The organism is Salinimicrobium sp. TIG7-5_MAKvit (assembly GCF_049569215.1).
GTDB lineage: Bacteria > Bacteroidota > Bacteroidia > Flavobacteriales > Flavobacteriaceae > Salinimicrobium > Salinimicrobium profundisediminis.
In genome coordinates this window covers 793,107-815,951 of sequence record NZ_CP145903.1, presented here as the reverse complement: position 1 = coordinate 815,951, position 22,845 = coordinate 793,107, and the positions used below count along the sequence as shown (strand labels likewise).

The following is a 22,845-nucleotide window of genomic DNA, read 5'->3' as shown; positions in this document are numbered from 1 at the left end:
TATTATGTACACCCCTATATTAAAAACGCTGGTTCTGGTAATTTCTGTGGCTATATTGATTGGCTGTGAAACCAATGAGAAGGACGAGAATACGGCAGAACTGTGGCTTACAACCCTAGACAGGGAATCCTTGCTAGAGAAAAGAGAGCTGGATTTCAAAGTTCCTGGAAATTCAGAAATAGATGCAACAATCACAGTAGATACTTCAAAAACTTACCAGGAAATAGATGGCTTTGGTTATACTCTTACGGGAGGAAGTGCATTGCACATCAATAACATGAGTGATGCTGCCCGCACCTCGCTGCTGGAGGAGCTTTTTGGTACCGGTGAGGATCAACTGGGTGTAAGTTACTTAAGACTCAGTATTGGTGCTTCAGATTTAGATGATGCTCCTTTTTCTTATAATGATCTGCCTGCAGGTGAGACAGATGAGAATCTTGAAAAGTTTTCACTTGCAAATGACACCGTGCATCTTATCCCTGTTTTAAGGGAGATCCTTGAGATTTCTCCTGATATTAAGATCCTTGGTTCCCCCTGGTCTCCACCAGTCTGGATGAAAGATAATAATGATACCCGTGGAGGTAGTTTAAAGGAGGAATACTACCCGGTTTATGCAAATTACTTTGTGAAATATATCAAAGCTATGGAGGATGAAGGTATTGAAATAGATGCTATCACCATCCAAAATGAACCTTTGCACCCTGGAAATAATCCCAGTTTGCTGATGTTGGCTAAAGATCAGGCTGAATTCATAAAGAATCATCTAGGTCCTGCTTTCGAAGAAAACAACATCAATACGAAGATCATTTTATATGATCATAATGCAGACAGGCCAGACTATCCAATAAGCATCTTAGATGATCCTGAAGCGGCTCAATACGTTGATGGTTCTGCATTTCATTTGTATGGAGGTAAGATCGAGGCCCTCTCTGAAGTTCATGAAGCCCATCCCGACAAACATATCTATTTTACAGAACAGTGGGTTGGAGCGCCGGGAAACTTCGCCCAGGAAATGAGCTGGCATACAGAGAACCTAATAATAGGAGCTACAAGAAACTGGAGCAGAAATGTGCTGGAATGGAATCTTTCGGCCGATGAAAACCAGGATCCGCATACAGATCGCGGTGGCTGTGACAGGTGTTTGGGAGCAGTTACCATCACAGGTGATGAGGTTACAAGAGAACCCGCATATTACATTATTGGACAGGCTTCAAAAGTGGTACGCCCTGGTTCTGTAAGAGTGGCTTCCAATGAACCAGAGAACATCCGGAATGTCGCTTTTAAAACTCCGCAAGGAAAGATCGCCGTGATAATACAGAATACTTCAGAAGAGGAAAAATCGATTAGAGTACAAGTCGGTGACAAAAAGGTAGTACTTCAATTAACGGGTGGTGCCGTGGGTACTTTGAATCTATAAAAACAAAAAAATGAATACGAGATATATTGTGATTATCCTGGGATTAATTTTCTCAGTAATCAGTGAATCAAAGGCGCAGGATTATCAACAGAAAACTAAGGAGGAGATCTCTTCCCGGGCTGAAGAGATACTGCAGCAAATGACGCTGGAAGAAAAGGTGGGACAAATGACCCAGGTCACACTAGATGTGATTGGTAAAGGAGAAAATAGGTTTTCTAGTTTTGAACCATTTAACCTTGATAAAGAAATCCTTAAAAAGGCTCTTTCCAAATACAAGGTGGGTTCTTTCCTCAATACAGCTAATAACCGAGCCTTGACACCTGAAAAATGGTATTCTGTGATTAAGGAAATCCAGGAGACTAATGCCAGGGAAACCAGACTAAATATTCCAATAATTTATGGAGTGGATGAAATTCATGGTGCTACATATACTGTTGGAGCAACAATGTTTCCGCAGCAAATTGGTCAGGCAGCAAGTAGAAATCCAGAGCTGGTTCGAAGAGGTGCTGAGATCACAGCATACGAAACCCGTGCAAGTGGGATTCCCTGGACTTTCTCACCTGTTCTCGATTTAGGTATAGACCCACGTTTTCCACGTATGTGGGAATCTTTTGGAGAAGATCCTTATTTGACCTCAGTTCTAGGAGTTGCAATGATTGATGGATATGAAGGAGAAAATAACGACGTTGGTCATCCGGAGCATATAGCATCAAATCTCAAGCACTTTTTAGGATACCATGCTGTAACCTCAGGTAAGGATCGTACTCCTGCTTATATTCCAGATGACGTTCTTAGAGAATATCATTTGCCTCCATTTAAAGCAGCGATAGATGCAGGAGCTCATACTATTATGATCAATTCAGGACTTATTAACGGGGTGCCGGTACACGGTAATTATAATCTTTTAACAACCTTATTGAAAGAGGAGCTTGGCTTTGAGGGTTTTTTGGTTACAGACTGGACTGATATTGAAAACCTGTACCGCAGAGATCGTGTAGCCGAAAATGACAGAGAGGCGATTAAGCTAGCCATCAATGCCGGGGTAGATATGTCTATGGTGCCTTATGAGTATGAAAGGTTTTTTGATAATCTTGTGGCACTTGTTAAGGACGGCGAAGTAACTGAAGAACGGATAAATGATGCAGTAAGAAGAATTCTTAAGGTCAAATTAGCTCTAAATTTGTTTGAGACTCCAGTTACTCATTATTCAAATTATCCAAAGTTTGGAAGTCAAGAATTTGAGCAGGCTTCCTACGAAATGGCTGCGGAATCTATTACCCTACTTAAGAATCAGAATAACATCCTGCCTTTAAATAAAAAGGCTAAAGTCTTGATTACAGGACCTAATGCCAATTCTATGCGTACTCTAAATGGGGCCTGGACCTACTCCTGGCAGGGAGAGAAGACTCCAGAATTCTCTGAACAATACAATACTATTGTTGAAGCTATTCAGAAGGAAATAGGAGATAGAAATGTTGTTTATATTCCTGGGGTAGATTATGTTAAGGGAGGTAAATATTATGAAGATGAAAAAGTGCAATTTGAAGAGGCGATCTCTGCAGCTCGAAAAGTAGATTATATTTTGCTTGTTTTAGGAGAAAATACATATACTGAGAAACCAGGAGACCTTAATGACCTGTACCTGTCGGATAATCAAACTGAGCTGGCGCAAAGATTAGCAGAAACTGGAAAGCCCGTCATCCTTGTTCTTAATGAAGGTCGTCCCAGGATCATTAGTAAATTTGAGCAGCAAATGCAGGGGGTTGTGCAAACATATCTACCTGGCAACTTTGGAGGTGATGCACTTGCCGATATACTATTTGGAGATGTGAATCCTTCTGGAAAACTACCCTATAACTATCCTCGCTATCCTAATGCTTTGATTCCTTATATTCACAAATATTCTGAAGAACAAACAGCAGCAGAGGGGGTTTATAACTATGAGGCAGATTACAGTCCGCAGTTCTCTTTTGGGGATGGACTCAGCTATACTACCTTTAAATATGAGAACCTTCAGCTAGATAAAACAGAAATGGGTAATTCAGAAAATCTGAATGTTCAGGTAAAAGTAACTAATACAGGAACCCGAAAAGGTAAGGAAGTTATAGAGCTTTATACATCAGATCTTTATGCGAGTGAAATCACCCCTGATGTACGCCGACTTAGAAGATTTGAAAAAATCGAACTTGAGCCTGGTGAAAGCAGAATTGTATCTTTTAATTTAAATGCTGAAGAACTGGCCTACCATAATCAAAAAGGAAAGCCTATTGTTGAACCAGGGAAATTTGAATTGATGATAAAAGATTTAAAAGGAACTTTCAGTATCACTGGAGAAAAGAAAAATCTTTAAATTTACATTTCAGAAAAACAAAAAAAATCCTGCAAAACGCAGGATTTTTTTTGTTTTAAAAGGGTCAATTCAGGATTGTTTAGTCAACTCCAATTTTTAGATTGTTTCCTTCTAAAGGTTTCTATTCTAGCCCTGGGGGAATATTCTCCGAAGTACTTTTAATGAAGTTTTTACTTATATATTTATTATTATGATCCTTTTCTTCAAAGTGTACTTATTATTTAATTCCGGAATAATTTTTTAACAAAAAATTATTACATTCACACTATATTCTAATCGACCTTATGAAAAAAATTATTCTTTTATGTTGCGGAATTTTAATGTCCGCCCAAGCCTTTTCTCAGTCTGCTGACTTTGGATTGACTGCTGGTTATTTAAACCTGAATGTTTCTTCAAGTTATGAAGGATTCAATGCTTCGGTTAGCGAATCTGGTTTTTACCTGGGAGCCTTTGCTGATTTTGATTTGTCCTCCGATTTTTCTATTCAACCCGGGGTGAATTATGGGAAAGTGCAAGATTCTGAAGGTATCTTGTTCATTCCTGTTTTGGCTAAGTATTATGTAGGGGACTCTGCATTCAACCTTCTGGCCGGACCCCAGGCCAGTATCATTCTTGAGGATACAGGGGATGAAATAAATGCATTTGGTTTGGATGTGACATTTGGCGCTGGGTTCGATATCACAGAAGACTTCCAGTTGCAGGCGCGATACTCCCTGGAGCTTACAAATCGGATTGGTGATGTCCAAGGAATGCCAAGTGATGTAAAGTCAAGAGTTAATTCTCTAACCATTGGGTTGGGATACAAATTCTAAAAAGATCATCTTTTAATAAAAATGGCGGGCTCAAAAGTCCGCCATTTTTATTTTTTTAAAGTTGCTTTTCCTTAGAATGTTTTTTCCAATAAATATTACTACCGATTCATTTTAAATGACTATTTCTAATTCTAAGGATATTTCTCTTCTGATGTAAGTGTTTTTTTCAACAAAAAAGTTCCTTTTATTAATCTGAGCTTACCAGTATTAATTAAACCCTCCAATTTAGACGAGGGGAAGTACCGAGTCTTTCTAAATAACCAAAATCTGCATTTTATTAGGAGAAAAAACTTTTCTTATTTCAAGGAAAGCTCTTTTAATAGCCCCTAACTATTAGCAGTTTTCATTAGGAGCTGAAGAATTACTACTTTTTACTTTCCGCTATAGAAACTTTACGGAACTCTTTTAAAAGTTTTTCTAATTCTAAAGATGATTTTCTTGCTCTGGTTCCAGCACTTTTATTTCCATCGTTTAATTGCGTGTTAGCATCTGTTTGAAAGGATTCAAAAGTACTTTGGATGTTTTCAAGTAGGTCTTTCATGATTATAAAATTTAAAATGAGGTGCTAAAATAGCAGATATATGTGATTATGACAGGACTTTTTGAATTTCTGGTGTGCATATCGATTCCAGTCAATTAAAATTAGATGTTTATATTAGAATTAAGTTCTGCAAAAACAAAATCTGCCTTTGAGGATATTGAATCATAAGTGAATGAAACAACGTTTTTATTCATTCACTTATGAAATTATCGTGATTCCTGCTTCATTTTCAGAACACCTGCAACTTTGCATTTCAAAAATCGTCTTTATGATAACAAATGGTTTTTTAATATGAAACGAACTTTAATTTTTCTGATCTCTTTAATCGTTGTGGCCTTTCTTTCATATAGGATTGAGTCCTTTGAATTTCTTTTAATAGCTATTATTTTGCTGCTGTTGGTCTTTTTAATTCTGTTAGAAATCATCTCCATTTTTAAAACGATCAATCCCAAAAGGTTTAAGACCCCTCTTTTGATGCTTGCAGTATGTTTAGCAGGTGTACTTGCTTCCTTGTTACGTACGTATGATGAAGCTATTCTTGAGGATGGCAACAGCAGTGAAAAATTGAAATATGCATATGAAACCGATCAGAATGGCTATTTCGGAAGGACCGTGCCACTGATTTCGGTTCAAACAGTGCCACTTTAAAAGATCATGCAATTATATAAAAAATTAATGTTACTCGTTTTTCAGAACTCCTTTTCTTAATGATTCTCCTTTAAGATCTATCCTATGTGAGGAGTTTACTATCCTGTCCAGGATTGCATCAGCAATAGTTCCTTCCCCTATAATATCGTACCATGCAGATACCGGTATTTGAGAAGATAGTATGGTGGATGTTTTATTGTATCGGTCATCGATTATATCCATTAAGGTCTCTCTTGCATGATTGTCGAAGGCTTGAAGCCCAAAATCATCAAGGATGAGTAGATCTGCTTTAAGCAGTTTATTTAGTTCCTTGAGATAGGTTCCATCAATTTTACTGAGTTTTAGCTTCTTAAATAGACGGGCAGTGTTCGAGTAGATTGTTTTATATTCCATCATGCAGGCCTGATGACCTAAGGCCTGTGCTAAATAACTCTTGCCTACTCCGGAGGCACCGGTCAGTATAAGGTTTTCCTTTTTAGCTATAAAATCCAGGGATCCCAGACGAACAAACATGTTCTTGTCGAGGTTACGATTGGAGGCGTAGTTTACTTCAGCAAGACTTGCTTTCTGCCTGAAGTTTGCCTGCTTAAAAAGACGTTCAATCTTCCGGTTCTGGCGATCCTCCCACTCATGGTCTGTGAGTAGTGCCAGATATTCATCGGCAGTGATATCGTTTAATTCGTTGTTCTTTACATGCTGAAGGTGTAGCTGAGCCATAGCCCCCAGTCGCATTTGTTTTAGTTTTTCAATAGTCTGATTGTTATTCATATTTCTGGATTAAAATGATTTATTGATAAGCAGCGGCACCTCTGATGTTTTGATGGGATGGGATATGAGTTTTATCTTCTTCAAGATCCTGATAAAAAAGAGAGCTTTGGTCAAGGTTGTTCTTTAGGATATTCTTGATACGCATATAAGAAGTCGCATCTGCCTGTAAAGCTCTTTTACAAGCATTATCAAGTCTTTTAGAACCGTAAGATTTATGGAGCTGGATAAGGCCCATCACCCGCTTATAGCCTGTTTCGGGATACTCACTGTCAGCAAGTATCTTTTCCACACAATTCACTACGTGAGCTCCGTGAGGAGCGGCTTTGTTTTTAAAGTATTCAGGACTCCAGGAGGTATATCCTTTATGGGTGCTACTTAAATGATCTGTATTTGTATTGTAGCTTCCTTTACTTGGATTTCGATGATGCAGGGCTATTCGAACGTGATTGTAATAAACCTCGACCACAGTTTTGGTATAATGGATCAGGGTCTTTTTACCGATGTAGCGGTAGGGAACACTGTAGTAGCTTTTATCTGGAGAGAAGTATACATATCCCATCTTTTGCACCTTTGCCCGTTTATAGTCTTTGATTTCATAGGCAGATGTTGGCAGGAGTTTTAAGTACTCACGTTCTACTGATTGAAACAGTTCTCTACGGCTGGCTTCCTTTCGCTGGAACAGTAGATTATTATAGCCAACAAGTAAGCGCTTTATCTCCCGGTTTAGATCCTGTAAAGAGAAGAAGGTCATCTCCCGCAGGGGATAGTAAATACGCTGATAAACAAGATGCACTGCATTCTCCACCAGAGCTTTATCCTGCGGTGCATAACTGCGGGTGGGATTGATCACACAGTTGTAATGGCGAGCAAAATCTTTAAAGCTCCGGTTGATCTCCGGCTCATATTTGCTGGCTCTGGTCACTGCAGATTTTAAGTTGTCTGAGACTATGGCTTTTGGAACACCTCCATAAAACTGTAATGCATTACCACAAGAAGTAATAAGATCCTCCCGTTTTTGGCTTAAGCTAGCCTCTACGTAAGTATACTGGCTGTTGGGAAGAATTGCTATAAATACCTCTACAGGAATGACTTCTCCGGTTTCTTTATTAACGACATGTAATTTTTTACCCGCATAGTCAATGTACATTTCATTACCGGCTTCATGTTCGAGTTTCATGGAACCTTTGACCTTGGCATATTTACGCCGATAATGCTCCATAAACTGCGTATAGCTGTACGGCTGGGAAGCCTGCTGCGCATATTCCTGATAATGGTACAGAAAAGTAAACCCAGGATGATTCCGGGCCTTATTGACCCCCTCAAAATATAGCATCAGTTCATCATGCCGCTCATTATCAATAGTAGTATGTGAAGGAAAAAGCGCACTCAGACGTGCATTGTCAAAGGAAAGTAGTTCTTTAAATGAATAGTCACTGGCCGTGAAAAACTTCATATAGCTGTTGACCGTGTTGCGGGAGATGCCTAGAGTGGTAGCTATCTTACGATTGCTAAAACCATCCAGGCTCAAGGTAATAATTTGTTTTAAGTCCATCGGATCAAGGGTGTTGGCCATATCTTATTACAGTTTTGCAACAAGATATTACTTGATCTTTCAAAGTGGCACAAAACGAACCGATACGACTGGCACAATTTGAGCCGTTATGGTTTTCTATGCTGCCAAAAAGTGGCACAATTCAAACCGAAATACCTGGCACAAACCGACCGAAATCACTGGCACAATTCGAACCGAAATAGCCACAGAAAGACCGAATGCAGCTCAAATCCTACATTTTAGGTGAACTGGATCCTAGAGATAAAAAGAGACTGAAGCAGGTAAAGGTAATCTGTAAGCAGGAGAATGATTTAATACCTATAGATAAATTTCATGCCGCTTTTGTCTACCACCACAGTGACAACACAGAAGATTATAAAATGGCCTACCAGCTTGCAGATGCTGCAGCGGAAGCTCCGTCACTCCAGGAACATTATCAGGTTCAATGGTTAAGAAAAGCCGCCTATGATAGGTGGATGATATCTATTGGAAAACCAGAAAAATTTAATACTCAGGGAAAGTTTTCTGTTGACCTTGAGTGAATAGGTATGAACAAAATTTTTGTCTCAACCTGGCAACATTGCGCAAGCGTCTTCTTTTTTGGTGCAGCCGAGCTGGAGGTTTTTCTTCCTAAACCTGAAACCAGCCTAGCGTAGAAATCCGTTTGAAACGAAAGGCAGGGCACGATAAAGGGCAGAATGCCAGTATTCCCAGTCATGGCCGCCATCTCTTACCCTTAATTCAGAAGGGATCTCAGCCTTCTGCATCGCGCGGTAAAAATCGAGGTTTATTGGAAGTAAGAAGTCATCGTCCCCACAATCAATAAACCACCTGATATCCTTTAGTTCTTCCTGTGTTTCAGCATCGGCATTAGCGACAAATTTCACCGCGTGGTTTTCGAGGACGGTCCTGTTCAATTCTTTACCTTTTACATCTGCATCCTGGATTCCGCCGCCGGGTTCGATTCCTAACCAGGCGCTCATGGCATAGACCGAGGAGAACATATCCGGGTATTTCTGTGCGTAAACGACAGATCCGCCTCCGCCCATGGAGAGTCCGGCAATCGCGCGGTGTTTCTTATCGGGAATTGTTCTGTAGGTCTTTTCTATATGTGGGATCAACTCTTTAAAGAAGTAATCTTCATAGGCCCACCCGTCCATGTTGAAATAACCATACCAGTCTGTTCCTGCATCTGGCATTACTATGATCATTTCTACCGCTTCTTCAGCATTGATGAGCCGGTTGGCTACGTCCTTTACATGTCCTCGTTCTACCCAGTCTTTGTTGCTGCCGTATAAGCCGTGCAGGAGGTAGAGAACAGGATATTTTCTTTCTGTATTGGTGCTATAGCTTTTGGGCAGGTAAATTGAATAACTTCTTTCAGTATTGAGGATCTTGCTGCTCATTGTCTTGAATTCGGCCACGCCCTGCGGCGGATTAAATTCTTGAGAGTAGCCTACAAAAGTGCTGCCGATCAACAGGAATAAAGTAAAAAATCTTTTCATGAGTTTAGTGGTATAATATGACGTTTTTTCAATCTTATTTAACTGTTTAATTTTAAGCCTCCATCGGCCAATCCCCATACTGTCCCTCGGCTTGTTCAATCACTTCCTTCAACAAATTATCAAGTTCAGAAAATGGGACTTTTCCCCGTAATTCTTTTTTCACTGCCAGGCGGATTGCGGCGCGGGCGTCTTCTTTTTTGGTCCAGTCGAGCTGGAGGTTTTTCTTGACCGAATCCACCACTTTATGCACCAGGTCCTGGATGGGGCCGGTTTGGTTGAGTAGCTTTTCGTTGGCTGACAAGAGGTCATAGAACGCCAGTTCATCTTCAGATAAGCCGAGTTGTTTGGTCCTGATGTCATCCTGCTGAAATTCATTGGCAATATCCAGCAGGTGCTTGATGGCGGCAATGGAATCCAGAGAATTTCTATGGTAGTTGCTCAGCACTTTTTCCAGCTCGTCTTTCAGCTTGCGCATCCTGCGGATGTTCTTGGGCATTCGCACCCGAATTTCGTCATTGATGATCCTGCGCAGCAATTCTACTTTGATGTTCTCGTCGCCTTTTTCCTTTACAATGGCCTGGAACCTATCGTCTACTATTGAAATATCGATCTTATCAAGGTTGTACATTTTTGCCAGGTCTACAATTTCCTGCGATTCCAGGGATTTGCTTATCAGGTCTTTTATCTTTTCGTTCTTTTCCCTGCGCGGACCGGGTGGGAATTTGATCTTTCTAATCAGTTGCCTTATCTTCTGAATGATCGCCAGTTCTTCCTGTATCTCCCAGATTCGCGGATCTGAACTGGTCATTGCCACCAGTTCTGCCAGTTTTCGCTCTTCGAGCAAAAAGGCATCGGTGACAGGATCAGATTTTAAAAGGCTGTTCACTTTACTGTTGCACCATTTTAACCTGTCCATTTCGGTCATTGAATTGACGGCTTCCGCATCAAAATCACCAACCATGGCTTTCACCTTTTCAGACTGCTCCAAACAAATTTCCACCGCGGCTTCAAGGTCAAGAGTGGGTTTTCCTTCCCCGCCTCCGGCGGTGTATTTTTTGGTGGCTTCGGCCAGGAAGCCGGAAATACCTATAAAATCTACTACGAGTCCGTTGGGTTTGTCTTTAAAAACCCGGTTCACCCTTGCAATCGCCTGCATCAGGTTATGGCCTTTCATGATCTTATCTACATACATCGTATGGGCGCAGGGGGCATCAAAGCCCGTGAGCCACATATCGCGAACGATCACAATTTGTAGCGGATCCTCCGGCGTGCGGAAACGCTTTTTTATGGCTTCCATCGCATCTTTGGTTCGTATATGCGGATTCCATGCCGGCGGATCTTTGCTGATGTTTCCGGTCATTATCACGGCTATCTCAGGGCAGCCTTCCAGCGCGCTAAGCGCATTGTACATTTTTACGCAGTTCTTGCGGCTCATACAAACGATCATCGCCTTGCCTTCCAGGCTTTCGGTCCTGGCCTTGAAATGGGTGAGGATGTCTTTGGCAACTCTTTCCACCCGGTCATGGGCCCCGGCGGCATCTTCTATCGCTGCCCAAACGGCATTGTTTTCCTCGTCCTCATCTTCTTCCATTTCATCCAGCTCCTTATCATATTTGGCTTTGATGTTGAGCGGAACCATTTTTGGCTCGTAATAAATGGGCACCGTGGCACCGTCTTCTACGGCCTGTTTGATATCGTAGGTGTGAATGGTGGGGCCAAATACTTGTTGGGTATCGGCATCTTTGCCATCTACGGGAGTTCCGGTGAAGCCTATGAAGGAGGCATTGGGCAGGGCGCGTCTTATGTTCTGGGCAAAGCCGCCGCTATGGAACCCATACTGGGTGCGGTGGGCTTCATCTGCCATCACGATCAGGTTGGTACGTTCAGAAAGTACGGGGTGGGAGAGCTCTTTTCCCGAAGCCAGTTCTTTTAACCGAAATTTCTCAATGGTGGTAAAGATCACGCCGCCGCCATCGGTGCTCAGCAGGGCCCGCAGCTCATCTGTGGTATCGGCGTGTTGTACGTGGCCCACCAGGTCTTTGCACAGCACAAAATTCTCATAGAGTTGCTGGTCCAGGTCATTGCGGTCTACCTGGATGAGGATGGTGGGATTTTTCATTTCGGGCATTTGCCGCAGGATCCCGGTAAGAATGGCCATCGAAATGCTTTTGCCAGATCCCTGCGTGTGCCATATCACTCCCAGCCGGCCGTCACCGTTTGGTTTTATGTTTTCTACAGCACTGTCCACCGCTTTTTTGATGCCCCAGTACTGGTGGTATTTTGCGCCTTTCTTGATTATTTTCCCGTTGTGGTCTTCGTGGAAAATGAAGTTTTGCAGGTAGTTTAATAAGGTTTTCTTCGGAAATAATCCCTTCAGCAAGGTCTCCAGCTGAAGGTCCTGTTTCTGCTGAAGGTCATCCCCGTGCAGACTTTTCCACGGAGCAAACCACTTCAGGGAGGAGTTGTACATCCCGTGCAGGGTTTCCAGCCCATCTGAAACTACCGTGATGGCATTGTAATCAAACAGCTGCGGAATATCCTGAACGTAATGCCCAATTTGCCCGTGCGCGTTTTCCACCCCCACCTCGGGATCAAACATATTCTTAAATTCGAAAACGATGAGCGGAAGTCCGTTGATGAAGACGAGCAGATCTGTGCGCCGGCTGTTCTTGCCAATGATCTTTACTTCATCTGCACACACAAAGGTATTTTTTTCGGGTTCCCTGTAATTGATAGGGTAGAGGTGCCGGGCCTGTTCCTTGCCCGAAGCATCTTTCCAGCTAATGGAAACCCCCTGGGTCATTTTAAGATGAAAATCGCGGTTGCGGTGATCGAGATCCATTCCCTCGTGCTGGGTAAATGCGGAAAGGGCTTCATTAATGGCGGTGCCAGGTACGCCGGGATAGGAGCTCGCTAAAAATTCCCGAAGATCCTCCTCCAGCACCACCTTCTTGAGGTCCCGCTGCAGGGAATTGCCTTCTTTATAAGTATATCCCAACTCTTTGAGGCACTCTATGGCAGCCTTTTGCACCGTGATCTCGATCATTTGTGTCATAAGACTTCAGATAAGGTTTTCTCCACATCTTTCACGCGGACTTCCCCGCTGATGAGCTTTGGCAGTAAGGTGTCGCGGAGTTGAGTAAGGGTTTTGTTTTCAAAAACGTTCTGCTCAATAAGATCGTAGTAATGCTCCAGTTCATCAAAAACTTTAAGATCTACAGGGGGAGAAACTATTGGTATGTTTTTAATGATTTGCTGACTTATATTTTGCTGAGCAGAACCTGTTGCCTGATTAAGAATATCGCTTTTAAATATTCTTAAAAAAAGGAACACGTAAATAAAAGAAAGCTCTTTTTCTAAAATCGCACATATTGCCTGGTTGCAAGTCGCTTCTACGGATAAAATGCTGCTCTCTCCAACTGTTGCTCCATACATAGCAAGCAAAACTGATTTCGGCGGAATTAATTTTGCTGAAGATTTCTTTAATCCAAGGCTATTTATTTTCTCTTCAGTGTCAATTATGAAATTGCCATAAAGTTCTTTTGATTTAACCCAGTTGATATCACCATCTTGATAGTATTCTGGCTTTTTTCTGCTTGGAGTTCCACCGGAAGTGGTGTTATAAAGTTCTCCAATTGTTTTCACTTCCCATCCCTTCGGAATTTCCCCCAATTCGGAATCCGCAAATTCCTCATCCTGAAAAGGCCCAAAATCAACAAACCAGTGCTTGTATAAAGCCATTGCCATTTCTTCCAGGGTTTTGTTCATCTGGAGGTTGAGCTCGATTTTATCGTCTAAAGCAGAGAGGATCGAGGCTATGGATTTTTGTTCTTTGAGTGGAGGGAGTTTTACTTCAAAATCTCCAATTTGAGTTAAACTAATATGTGGAATTGAAGTTCCAGTTTTGACGTTATCAATGTAATCTTCAAAAATCTTATTATTAATAAGTTGCCAAAGAAATTTTTGCTCAGCTACTTTTGATTTAGCATTAATACGTCCCACTCGTTGTGCTAAAATTGATGGAAGGTCTTGACTTCTTACAATAGCTCTATTTTTGCCGATTTTAGAACCATCCATTCCAACAACAATATCACCTTCTTCTACTACAAATTTATCAAGCTTTTCCAATGAGAAATTCCAGTATCTACTGTCATCACCCCAACGCAAGTAACCTTCTGTAATATTTTTGCCTCGTATTACTTTTAGGTCTCCCGAGTTACGATAATCTTTACTTTTAAAAGCGAAACCAGTTGATAAATTTGCAACTTCTTTAAGCTTATATGTTTTCCAATTTTCCGGCATTAGTTGTAGGTTTCTTCTTTTAGCGTTTAGTAAATGAAAATTAGCGTATAGGTATACACATTCAGGATGTTAGCTGTCGTACCTTTCCCCTAAATTTTCTGTCAGTTTGTCTATGAATACCTTGTTTCTCAGTTTTGCTCTTTCTAACAAAGTAGAAAACTTTATTACCTCTGAATAAATTGAACCATTCTTTCTATCATCGAAACCTATAACATTTTCAGATGGGCGAAATAGGTAATCAAAATGATAAGATTCTTCATATCTGCTAACGCGACCTAAAACATCTCTTGGTTCTATATTTTCTCCAATTAAATACCCATAAAATGTTGTGATCTGAAGTTCGTCCACGGTATAATTTCTTATAAGATTAGCATAAAAATCTATCTGTGTCAAATGTTCTGACGCATTGACATCAGGTGACTTGAATTCAATAATTATACATTTACCTTCATCTGGAAAAAGTAAGATATCAGGTCTTTTGTCAATTCTCTTTTCTCCTAACGAATTAAGATAGCGTTCTTCTTCTTTTGCAAATTGCTCCTTAAAAATTAATTTGCCATCAATTTTCGTTAAGCTTAACCTCTTTTCTGAAACTCCTCTGAAATAAATAAATTCCTCATTAAATATCCATAAGTCGCTTGATTTAGGATCTTCTGAGGATTGTTGGAAAAGTAAATTATGCATTACATCTTCATCAATTCGTCCCTTTTTCTTGAGATTAATTTTTTGCTTTTCTATTATTTTATCAAACAACTCAAGCACGAGTTTTCTCCTTGCAATGTAATGAGTTAATGAAGTCCTATTTTGAAGTGGAATTGTTTTTACCAATTCATTTATTTTTTTCTCTAGTTCATCCGAATATTCGATTAAATTAGGTTCTAACTTTTCTAAATCTTCTAACTGATGTTTAATTTCTGCATCCCTTTTTGCAATTATTTTTGCATCTGATTGGTACACTTTTTTTAATATTTCTGCATCCGAATCATTTAGGCTAATATTTAAGGATTTAATCGTTTCATCGTTAAGTAAAAACATTTTTTTAAGCTTCTCAAGATTTTGAAGCTTATCTTCTGTTTTCTTTTTAATTTCTGAATAGTATCCTTCTATAGCCTCATTTGCAGTTAACTCGATGTCATCTAAAATGATTTCTTTTTCTTGAAAAAGGTTTTTAGATGTGTCTTTAAATTCATCAACAGAGGGGATTTTTAAATCACCTCTGTTATCACTATCTCGATTATCTATATAATCGCTGGATAGGAGAAATAGATATCTCTTTTTGGAAATATGGTCAGTTGGAGCTAAATTTCTAATTTTTAAAGATTTGGCGACCTGTCCTTTGCTAATTAGTTTTAATCCGTTTTTAGGCAATTTTTCCTTATCTATAACAAAGGATTTTAAATTAAAGCTTTCTGTATCAGAGGTTTTTATTATTGATTTGTCCTCGGCTAATTCACTAAATTTTACATTAAAATTAGTTTCGTAATCTATTTCTGGGATGTCTTGGCTTGTGATAAAGTCCTCACTATGGACTTCATTATCTACAATCGATTGAATAGTAATTTTAGGGAGATTATTTCTATTTTCACAAAAGTAGGCAAGGAAATGATCAATGATTTGTGCTTTAATGTCTTCAACATTCAATTCATTATAATAGGATTGGTCTTTATCCGATATGGCATCTTTTAGGCGTACTCTTGTAATTCTTTCGTCCGCTTTTATAGAATCATTGGAAATATATTTTATGATTGCATTCTTGTCTAAAAAAGGTTTCATTTTGGATAATTCCAATTTTCTTTCTTTAAATGAATTATCGGATCCATTAGAATTGTATATACTCGAAAATTCAGTTTTCTCAAAAAAGTGTAAGAACTGAACCCGGCCAGTACCCTTGTTAAGAAAGCCTTTTCTATTATCATTTAATGAAATGATTCGTTCGAATTCTAAATCATTTAAACCAACACCATTGTCTTCAATTAGAAACTCCTTGAACACAAATTTTCCTTTCTCGGTTGAAAAAAGATCCTTGACACTAATTTTACTTATCAAAACTCTTTTTTGATAAGAAGTTTCTCCTGCTAATTCTAAGGATTCTAAGGAATTTGTCAATCCTTCAAATAGCGGTTGTAACTTATTTTCACTTTTTTTAATCTTTGGAAGAGTTCCGGCGTAATTAATACCGTATGCTGTAACAAAACCTGTTTTTATCATTTAAGAGATTATCAAGAATTCAATGGTTCCTTAGTTTTTTTTGGAAATACTGAAATCGGTTTGAAAAAAAGCTAATGATTTGATTTTTAGTTGAAATTTACCCGAATAAATCAGTTTGAAAGTTATTTTGCCTGTTGGATTTTTCTTTGTTTATTTCAATATTGTTTATCATTTCTTCCAAACTTTTTTGAGTCAAAACTGTGACAGATTTTCCGTCATTGATCAACTCTCGATTTAAATCAAACATTGGATTATCTGCATCAAGATTCTGGTCATACATTACTGCCCTGGGGATATTATAATCTTTTGCAAAACTCATTGCTAATCTCGCACCGCTATCTAATTTTTGACCAAACAACTTCCATCTTTCAGCGGTATCTTGAGCATAACTTGCAGCTAAAATTATTGCATCACAATATAATGCTTGTAATCTGTCTCGGTCTTTATATCTACTGCTTAAATCCATTGCTGATTTATGCTCGTCAAAATATTCAGACACTAACAGTCCACCTTCTTCGACTATCTCGAATGCTAATCTTTTATTTTTTGCTGGCATTATCTTATAAAGAGGACCTGGCAAAATAGCAACTGTTTTGCCGCCATATAGAGCTTGTTTATGTGCAATACTGTCACAGCCAAAAGCTAATCCACTAACAATCGTAACCCCCTTTTTTACAATTTCAGAAACTATTTTTTTTTCTCTACTTTCAATTGTTTCATCTGGATTAAGAAGTCCTATTACTGTTATGTTAGGATTTTGAAAGTCAATTAGACTCAAATCTCCCTTGTAAAAAAGAAAAACAGGTCTTTCGCTTTCCTTTACATTTCCTCTGTGTTTTGGAAAGTTCTTATCACCAATAGCGACAAGACCATCACAACTTTCTTTAAAACTTTCAATTCGATTTAATATTTGAGTTTTATTAAATTCAAAATCATCAATTGTGATTAATTCTTCTTGTTTTGAGTTGTTATTTATTAATGAAACAATATCTTCAACACTTTCATTACCTTTTAAATTCCTAACTATCCAAGCCCGGCCAATTCCTTTGTAGGTTCTTGTTGTTATAATATTTACTGCATTTTCTGTGTACTTCATCTGATTATATTAGATTAAAGAATAAAATCTGATTCGTGATCAATAGTTTTCCCGATTGAATAGAACGTCACTGATTTAGCTCCAAAATTTAATAAGGCTTGAATCATATCTTCATCAATATCAACATCTTTTGTGTAAATGTCATCTATTAAGAGAATATCGAGCCCTTTTATATTATTTGAGAAATTACAAGTTTCCTTACTTATTCCGCAATATGGTTTAGACCCATCGTTGTCAAAACCATCAACTGGTCGTCTTAAGTGTGTTGTTTTTGTATTTGTATGTCTTACTATATAATTTGTGCCATCTCTAAAATCATTTCCTAATTGATTGACGGCATTACTAATTGTTTCTTTGAAAAGTAATTGATCTTGACGATATGTATTTTCAGCTTTAGCTCTTGGAACAACACAAACGGTTAATTGTTTTAAATTACTCTCTTTTAAAATATCTGGCAGATCATTTAGAAGAACTTTCAATAACTCACGTTGTGCATTTTTCAATTTAGATGACCACCAATTGCGATTAAGATCATTTTTTAAGGTAAGTAAATACATTGGATAATTATCTACTTCATCCCGGTTTTCGTAAGCTGCATAATCAGTATGAAAATAACCTTGAGTGTCTTGTTCTAAACATTCATTCTTTTTGATTGTAAATGGCTTCATAAATTAGAGGCTTATAATTTTATTAATAGGAATTCCTGCAAGAATAGCATCTTCGATTTCAGTTCTTTCATTTTCAAAAACAATAACTTTTTGAGTTGATAGGTTCAATTTGGTTATCGCATTTAAGTATTTATTTATATGTTGTCCATTATCAGAAGCATTCCTAAATAATATGTGGTTGAATTTTTCTTTAAGTTTATGGTGTTTTAAAGTCATTAATGCTCTGTCTTTTCGACAATTTGTTACCAATACGGTTTGATTTGTTTTGAAATATTTTAATAGAATGTCAACAACGGATTCATTCAGTTTTGTTTCCGATAAATATTCTTTGTAGTATACTTCTTTCTTTTGAATTATTTTTTCATACTCCGTTTCTGTCAGATCCGGAACTGCACTTTTTAGTGAAGTACGAGTAAATCTTTCATTTGAATTGAATAAAATTTCATTATTGATTCCAATGACCGGTTTTAATGCCTTTTTGTACGATAAGAAATTGGCGTAATCCGTGTCAATCAAGGTTCCGTCCATATCAAATAATAGAATGTCACTTTCTTTTATCTTCAACTTTTGTTTGTACATCGGTATTTTATTTGCTCCTAGTTTCTTGTATAAATTAAAACAGGTCTAAGAATATTTTTTGCTCCTTCGTTTTAATTATGCTTCAATTTCTTTAATATTTAAGTGTTCGGAATTTTTAAATTTTTCTTTCCATAAATCTTTGGTGAGTTTTCCTTCTTTGATTCCTTTAATAATTAACTCCGCCCAAGCATCTTGATATACATAATCATCGTGAACTTCATCATAATGACAATATTTAGTATTAGTGTCAAATGGATCAGTTAAATCATTTCCGCTTCCAGGTCTAATTCGTAAACAGCAGTAGAGACATTTATGGTCATAATGGGTTATATCAAAGCCAATTTCCTGATTTACTTTAGTAATTACGTCTGTTGGCTTGCGCCGTCCCGGATTTATAGCTTCTTTTTTTAATACTTTATCTTTAATAATTGCCGTTACTTTCTTATAGTTTTCTTTATCCTCTTCAGATACTGTCGACCAGTTTACAAATTCTATGGCAAGATCACTCCGGTCTGTATTGGATATTTTAGGCACTTGGATTAATTTGATACTATACTCTTGGGTATTGAATACTTCATCTGGGAGAGATGTTCTGTAATTATCAATAAAGGTTTTTAATTCCTTTATTTCTTTAGAAAGTAATTTTTTACTTGCTTCAATTTGAGTTTTTTTTCTAATTCTTGAAAACTGTATTGAAAATGTTAGACTTTCATTAAGGGCATATTCTTCTCCAAAAAAATCAATTAAAGTATTTTCATAATTGTATAGTAGGGATTGGCATTCACCAAAAATCATAATACCAATTTCATCCCGGTCTATATGCCTATGCTCAATTTTATTTCTAAGCTTAATGAAGAAGCTCAAATTGGATTTAACACTATCATCAAGTTTTCCAAATTTTGAAATACAGGTTTTAAGTTCCCAAGACTTTCTTTCACCATCAACAGTTTTGAATCTACCATTATCATTTTTATAGTAATAACGATTACCGATAGTGTTATTAAAGTGTGCGTGGAATAACCGCGTCCAAGCTATAATCATATGAGTAATAAATCCCTCAACCCTAAAAGGCGTTCTTGGCTTATTATAGATTTCTACAGCTAACAAAGCAGCGTCAATTGAGGTTTCTAATGTGGATTTTGTTTTTCCTTTTCTAAGAGCCATCTATGAAATTAAAATTAAATGCCTACGTCCCGTAAAACTCTGCTAATTGGATAGGGTAATTGGACCACAAGACAATCCGCTAAGTGGGGCACTGACTTTTAGGTTTGATATTGTTTTAAGCATTGAATTAGTCAAAAATGGTATTGGTGGAAGTTATTCCGCAATTCGTGTTATTCAATATTCTAGTCTGTACCTTATTATCGTGAGGTCTCCCACCTTGAATCAATTTTTTCTATTTTACTTTTATAGTTATACGTTAAATGTTTTACTCCTTTTACAATTCCATATCCAGCAATACCTGTTAAAATAGGAACCGCAGCGACTACAGCGATTCCTGCAGCAGCCCCGCCGCCAATAATTCCTCCAGCAGCAGCCAATCCTGACATTATTCCAGCTCCAGAAAGTCCAGCTGTTCCTAAACCTCCAACTACTGCGCTTACACTGGCAAATCCAAGTCCAGCACCACTTATTGAACCTAATTTTTCTGAAAAGTGTTCTTTCTCGGCATCGCTCATTTTTGAGTACTTTGGAAATCCGACTGTCATCATTATTCCTGTTTGCCTTATCATTTCATCAGTTGGATAGTTTTGCTTTTCTAATAATCTATTTAAAGTAGGAACGGAGCAGTTTATAGCTTTTGCTATTTTGGGAAGTTTAATTTCATTTTTCGAAATCCAGGAGTTTAAATATTCACTGTAATTCTCTGATTTTAGATTTTCCATATTTGGTTTGGTTTTTTGTTAGCATTAGTTATAATAATATGCGAAATGTATTCATCATTCTTCTATTGTTTATTTGCACTAGCCATTATTTCTTTTTCACTTTTCCGAATTGTTCACAACTTGTTTCAAAGGATCTTGTCAAAATTCGCTTTAATTCTCTCCTTCAATTCCTCTCCTTTTTCAAACTGTGCTAACAATTCAGCTTTTAAAGTTTCCATCTTTTCTTCAAAAGGAATCCCGTCGTCTTCTTCGGCTTCTGTGCCTACGTAGATCCCGGGGGTGAGTTTATAATCCTGCTTTTGTACTTCGGCTATGCTTGCTGCTTTAGCAAATCCGTCAACATCTTCGTAATTTCCGTTACGGTTTCTCCATTTGTGATAGGTTTCGGCAATTTTATTTATATCATCATCACTAAAAACCCGCAGTTTTCTGCTGGCCATAGTGCCCATTTTGGAGGCGTCAAGGAACAGGATCTCGTCATTTCGTTCGCGGTGGGTGCCGTCTTTTCCGTCGCGGTTCTTGCTCAGGATAAAAAGGCAGGCGGGGATTCCCGTGGTTAAGAAAAGCTTATCGGGCAGGCGCACAATGGCATCTATCATAGAATTGTCTACCATATGCTGCCGCACGTTTTTCTCTCCCTTGTTGTTGGAGGTCATCGCGCCGTTTGCCATTACAATTCCGGCAGTCCCGGTGTCGCTTAAGTGGTGCCAGAAGGTTTGCATCCACATATAATTGGCGCTGCCATCTGTAGTGAATTCTTCCTTGGGGCCAAATAACCGGGGGTCACCATCGGGCAGATCTTCGGGATGCCAGTTGCTCACATTAAATGGCGGATTGGCAATAATATAGTCGGCTTTTAGGTTTGGGAATTTGTCATCGAGCAAAGAATTCCCCAGTTTGATATCAAAGGAAAGATCCCGTAGCATCAGGTTCATCAGACACAACCGCAGTGTTTGTGCAGTCATTTCCTGCCCGTAGATCGCGATGTCTTTTTTGTTTCCGCCGTGTTCCTTGATGAACTTCAAACTCTGCACAAACATCCCGCCACTGCCGCAGGCGGGGTCAAAGATGCGGCCTTTGTAAGGCTCCAATAGTTCCACCAGCAGCCTCACGATACTTCCGGGAGTAAAGAACTGCCCCGCACCCGAACCTTCAGCCATTGCAAACCGGCCAATGTAATATTCATAGATCCGGCCCAGGATATCGCTTTCGGGATTTTCCTTTTCAGAAAATTTAGGGTGGGAGAGGAGGTTGATAATTCCGCCGGTTTGTTTCGGAGATAATTCACTCCGCACAAAAATTCGCGGCAAAATATTCACCAGCTGCGGGTTGTAGCCGGTCAACAGTTCCTGGATCACATCAAAGGCATCATCTACCTTCACCTTGATATCATCCTGCTCGGCATTATCCTTCAAATACTTCCAGGAAGCGGTTTCCGGAATTTTAAACGTATTCCGGGAACGGTATTCATCCGGGTCGTTGAGAACGTATTCAATTTCTTCCTTATCTGTTGTGTAATAATCGGAGTTTGGATCTTTTAAAAGATCCTTCAATTCCTCGCGCACCACCTCATACCGTTCGCTAAGGTGCTTTACGAAAACAAGGGGGAGGATGTAGTTTTTATAGTTATTCTCAGATACCGCGCCGCGCAATTCGTTCGCCGCATCCCAGAGTTCTTTTTCAAAATCAATGTCTGCTTTTGCCATTTTTGGATGGAAAGGTTTGGTTGTAAAAACCGGATCAGGGTAGGGAGGAGATCCGGAGAGGGAAAGTTAGTTAATATTTTTAACATCTTTGAGTCGTCCGATGTGTTTTTCTTCGGAACACTTCAGAAAAGTTGCGATGAAAAATGATTATTCCGTATGAAAAACATTTTTTTTAAGTGATAAATAATGAAAAATGATTTTTACCCAAGATAGGAAAGGAGAAGAGTTATGGTTGTGTGGTATACTTTATTCTTATAGATAAAAATTCTATTTCGCTGCTTTATTTCGTGAAATAGGAAAGGCCTGGAAATCAGATCATGAGCAGTATGATATCGTTTTCCCCAAGGGGGGCTCTATAGAATATAATATTGAAGATTCCAGAAGATTTGCGCTATACACAGTTTTCAAGTTTTTTGTAGAAGTGGAATATCACGTGGAAGTCAATAAAATTGTGAATAAAAAGTTTTAAGGAAGGTGAGAAACTGAATGTGTATAGTGATTAAACAAACTCTTTTAATGACCTTTGAAAATTTCATCATCAAAGAATTCTTTCAGAGAAATTCCTATTGTACGACAAAATGTATTTACAGAGTAAATAGTTATTCCCCTTCCGCTTTTTTTGCCGCTTTTTAGATCAATTTTTATTGGATTTTCCCACCTACTTATAAGCTGTTTTTCAATGTTGTATTTTTTTACAAAATCAGCCTGTTTAGGACCACAGTATTTTTCTCTAAGAAATTTAATTCTATTTGCAATCTTATTAGCTAAGATTATATCTTCTTTCGAGAGCTCTGCCATACTGCAATT

The 22,845-nt window shown here is 38.5% G+C and carries 19 protein-coding genes; 5 read left to right on the top strand and 14 right to left on the bottom strand.

All coding sequences use genetic code 11. The features are described 5' to 3' along the window. Window positions 1–4 precede the first annotated feature (4 nt). The 3 genes from V5739_RS03695 (at window position 5) to V5739_RS03685 (ending at window position 4,579) form a co-directional block, all read left to right on the top strand. Entirely contained in the window at window positions 5–1,417 is a 1,413-nt protein-coding gene (locus V5739_RS03695) for a glycoside hydrolase family 30 protein (RefSeq protein ID WP_423819694.1), read from the top strand. A 10-nt stretch (window positions 1,418–1,427) separates the two neighbouring features. After that, window positions 1,428–3,767, top strand: a complete 2,340-nt coding sequence (locus V5739_RS03690; protein ID WP_423819693.1) for a glycoside hydrolase family 3 N-terminal domain-containing protein — start codon at window positions 1,428–1,430, stop codon at window positions 3,765–3,767. A 284-nt stretch (window positions 3,768–4,051) separates the two neighbouring features. Further along, entirely contained in the window at window positions 4,052–4,579 is a 528-nt protein-coding gene (locus V5739_RS03685; RefSeq protein WP_423819692.1) for a porin family protein, read from the top strand. Between the two features lie 364 nt (window positions 4,580–4,943). Here V5739_RS03685 and V5739_RS03680 read toward each other — a convergent pair whose 3' ends face one another. Then, complete coding sequence (locus tag V5739_RS03680; RefSeq protein WP_423819691.1) at window positions 4,944–5,120, bottom strand: histone H1; 177 nt, start codon at window positions 5,118–5,120, stop codon at window positions 4,944–4,946. A 291-nt stretch (window positions 5,121–5,411) separates the two neighbouring features. Between V5739_RS03680 and V5739_RS03675 the strand changes: the two genes are divergently transcribed. Further along, a complete protein-coding gene (locus V5739_RS03675) occupies window positions 5,412–5,768 on the top strand; it encodes a hypothetical protein (protein WP_423819690.1) in 357 nt (118 codons plus the stop codon). Window positions 5,769–5,798: 30 nt separating this feature from the next. Here the strand turns inward: V5739_RS03675 and istB are convergent, their stop codons facing one another. Then, window positions 5,799–6,536 (bottom strand): IS21-like element helper ATPase IstB, encoded by a 738-nt coding sequence (gene istB / locus V5739_RS03670; RefSeq protein ID WP_423819689.1) that lies wholly within the window; start codon window positions 6,534–6,536, stop codon window positions 5,799–5,801. A gap of 19 nt (window positions 6,537–6,555) precedes the next feature. After that, window positions 6,556–8,109, bottom strand: coding sequence for an IS21 family transposase (gene istA / locus V5739_RS03665; protein ID WP_423818785.1), 1,554 nt, complete (start codon window positions 8,107–8,109; stop codon window positions 6,556–6,558). A 197-nt stretch (window positions 8,110–8,306) separates the two neighbouring features. On the opposite strand from istA, the gene V5739_RS03660 reads away from it, so the two are divergent. Then, window positions 8,307–8,630, top strand: coding sequence for a hypothetical protein (locus V5739_RS03660; RefSeq protein WP_423819688.1), 324 nt, complete (start codon window positions 8,307–8,309; stop codon window positions 8,628–8,630). A gap of 105 nt (window positions 8,631–8,735) precedes the next feature. Here the strand turns inward: V5739_RS03660 and V5739_RS03655 are convergent, their stop codons facing one another. From V5739_RS03655 to V5739_RS03605, 11 genes are all read right to left on the bottom strand, one after another. Next, window positions 8,736–9,593, bottom strand: a complete 858-nt coding sequence (locus tag V5739_RS03655; RefSeq protein ID WP_423819686.1) for an alpha/beta hydrolase — start codon at window positions 9,591–9,593, stop codon at window positions 8,736–8,738. Window positions 9,594–9,645: 52 nt separating this feature from the next. Next, on the bottom strand, window positions 9,646–12,648 hold the full coding sequence (locus tag V5739_RS03650) for a type I restriction endonuclease subunit R (RefSeq protein ID WP_423819684.1): 3,003 nt from the start codon (window positions 12,646–12,648) through the stop codon (window positions 9,646–9,648). Further along, window positions 12,645–13,895, bottom strand: coding sequence for a restriction endonuclease subunit S (locus tag V5739_RS03645; protein ID WP_423819683.1), 1,251 nt, complete (start codon window positions 13,893–13,895; stop codon window positions 12,645–12,647). The genes V5739_RS03650 and V5739_RS03645 overlap by 4 nt, the downstream gene beginning before the upstream one ends. A 69-nt stretch (window positions 13,896–13,964) precedes the next feature. Continuing rightward, entirely contained in the window at window positions 13,965–16,103 is a 2,139-nt protein-coding gene (locus V5739_RS03640; RefSeq protein ID WP_423819682.1) for a hypothetical protein, read from the bottom strand. 97 nt (window positions 16,104–16,200) lie between these two features. After that, the gene (locus V5739_RS03635; RefSeq protein ID WP_423819681.1) at window positions 16,201–17,199 is read right to left on the bottom strand and encodes a DNA-processing protein DprA; all 999 of its coding nucleotides are present in this window, start codon (window positions 17,197–17,199) and stop codon (window positions 16,201–16,203) included. Between the two features lie 14 nt (window positions 17,200–17,213). Then, the gene (locus V5739_RS03630; RefSeq protein WP_423819680.1) at window positions 17,214–17,867 is read right to left on the bottom strand and encodes a hypothetical protein; all 654 of its coding nucleotides are present in this window, start codon (window positions 17,865–17,867) and stop codon (window positions 17,214–17,216) included. A 3-nt stretch (window positions 17,868–17,870) separates the two neighbouring features. Then, window positions 17,871–18,446, bottom strand: coding sequence for an HAD hydrolase-like protein (locus V5739_RS03625; protein ID WP_423819679.1), 576 nt, complete (start codon window positions 18,444–18,446; stop codon window positions 17,871–17,873). Window positions 18,447–18,521: 75 nt separating this feature from the next. Then, on the bottom strand, window positions 18,522–19,610 hold the full coding sequence (locus tag V5739_RS03620) for a DUF3644 domain-containing protein (RefSeq protein ID WP_423819678.1): 1,089 nt from the start codon (window positions 19,608–19,610) through the stop codon (window positions 18,522–18,524). 197 nt (window positions 19,611–19,807) lie between these two features. Then, complete coding sequence (locus V5739_RS03615) at window positions 19,808–20,332, bottom strand: hypothetical protein (protein ID WP_423819677.1); 525 nt, start codon at window positions 20,330–20,332, stop codon at window positions 19,808–19,810. 125 nt (window positions 20,333–20,457) lie between these two features. Continuing rightward, on the bottom strand, window positions 20,458–22,038 hold the full coding sequence (locus tag V5739_RS03610; RefSeq protein ID WP_423819676.1) for an N-6 DNA methylase: 1,581 nt from the start codon (window positions 22,036–22,038) through the stop codon (window positions 20,458–20,460). Window positions 22,039–22,551: 513 nt separating this feature from the next. Then, window positions 22,552–22,836, bottom strand: a complete 285-nt coding sequence (locus V5739_RS03605) for an XRE family transcriptional regulator (RefSeq protein WP_423819675.1) — start codon at window positions 22,834–22,836, stop codon at window positions 22,552–22,554. Window positions 22,837–22,845: the final 9 nt, after the last annotated feature.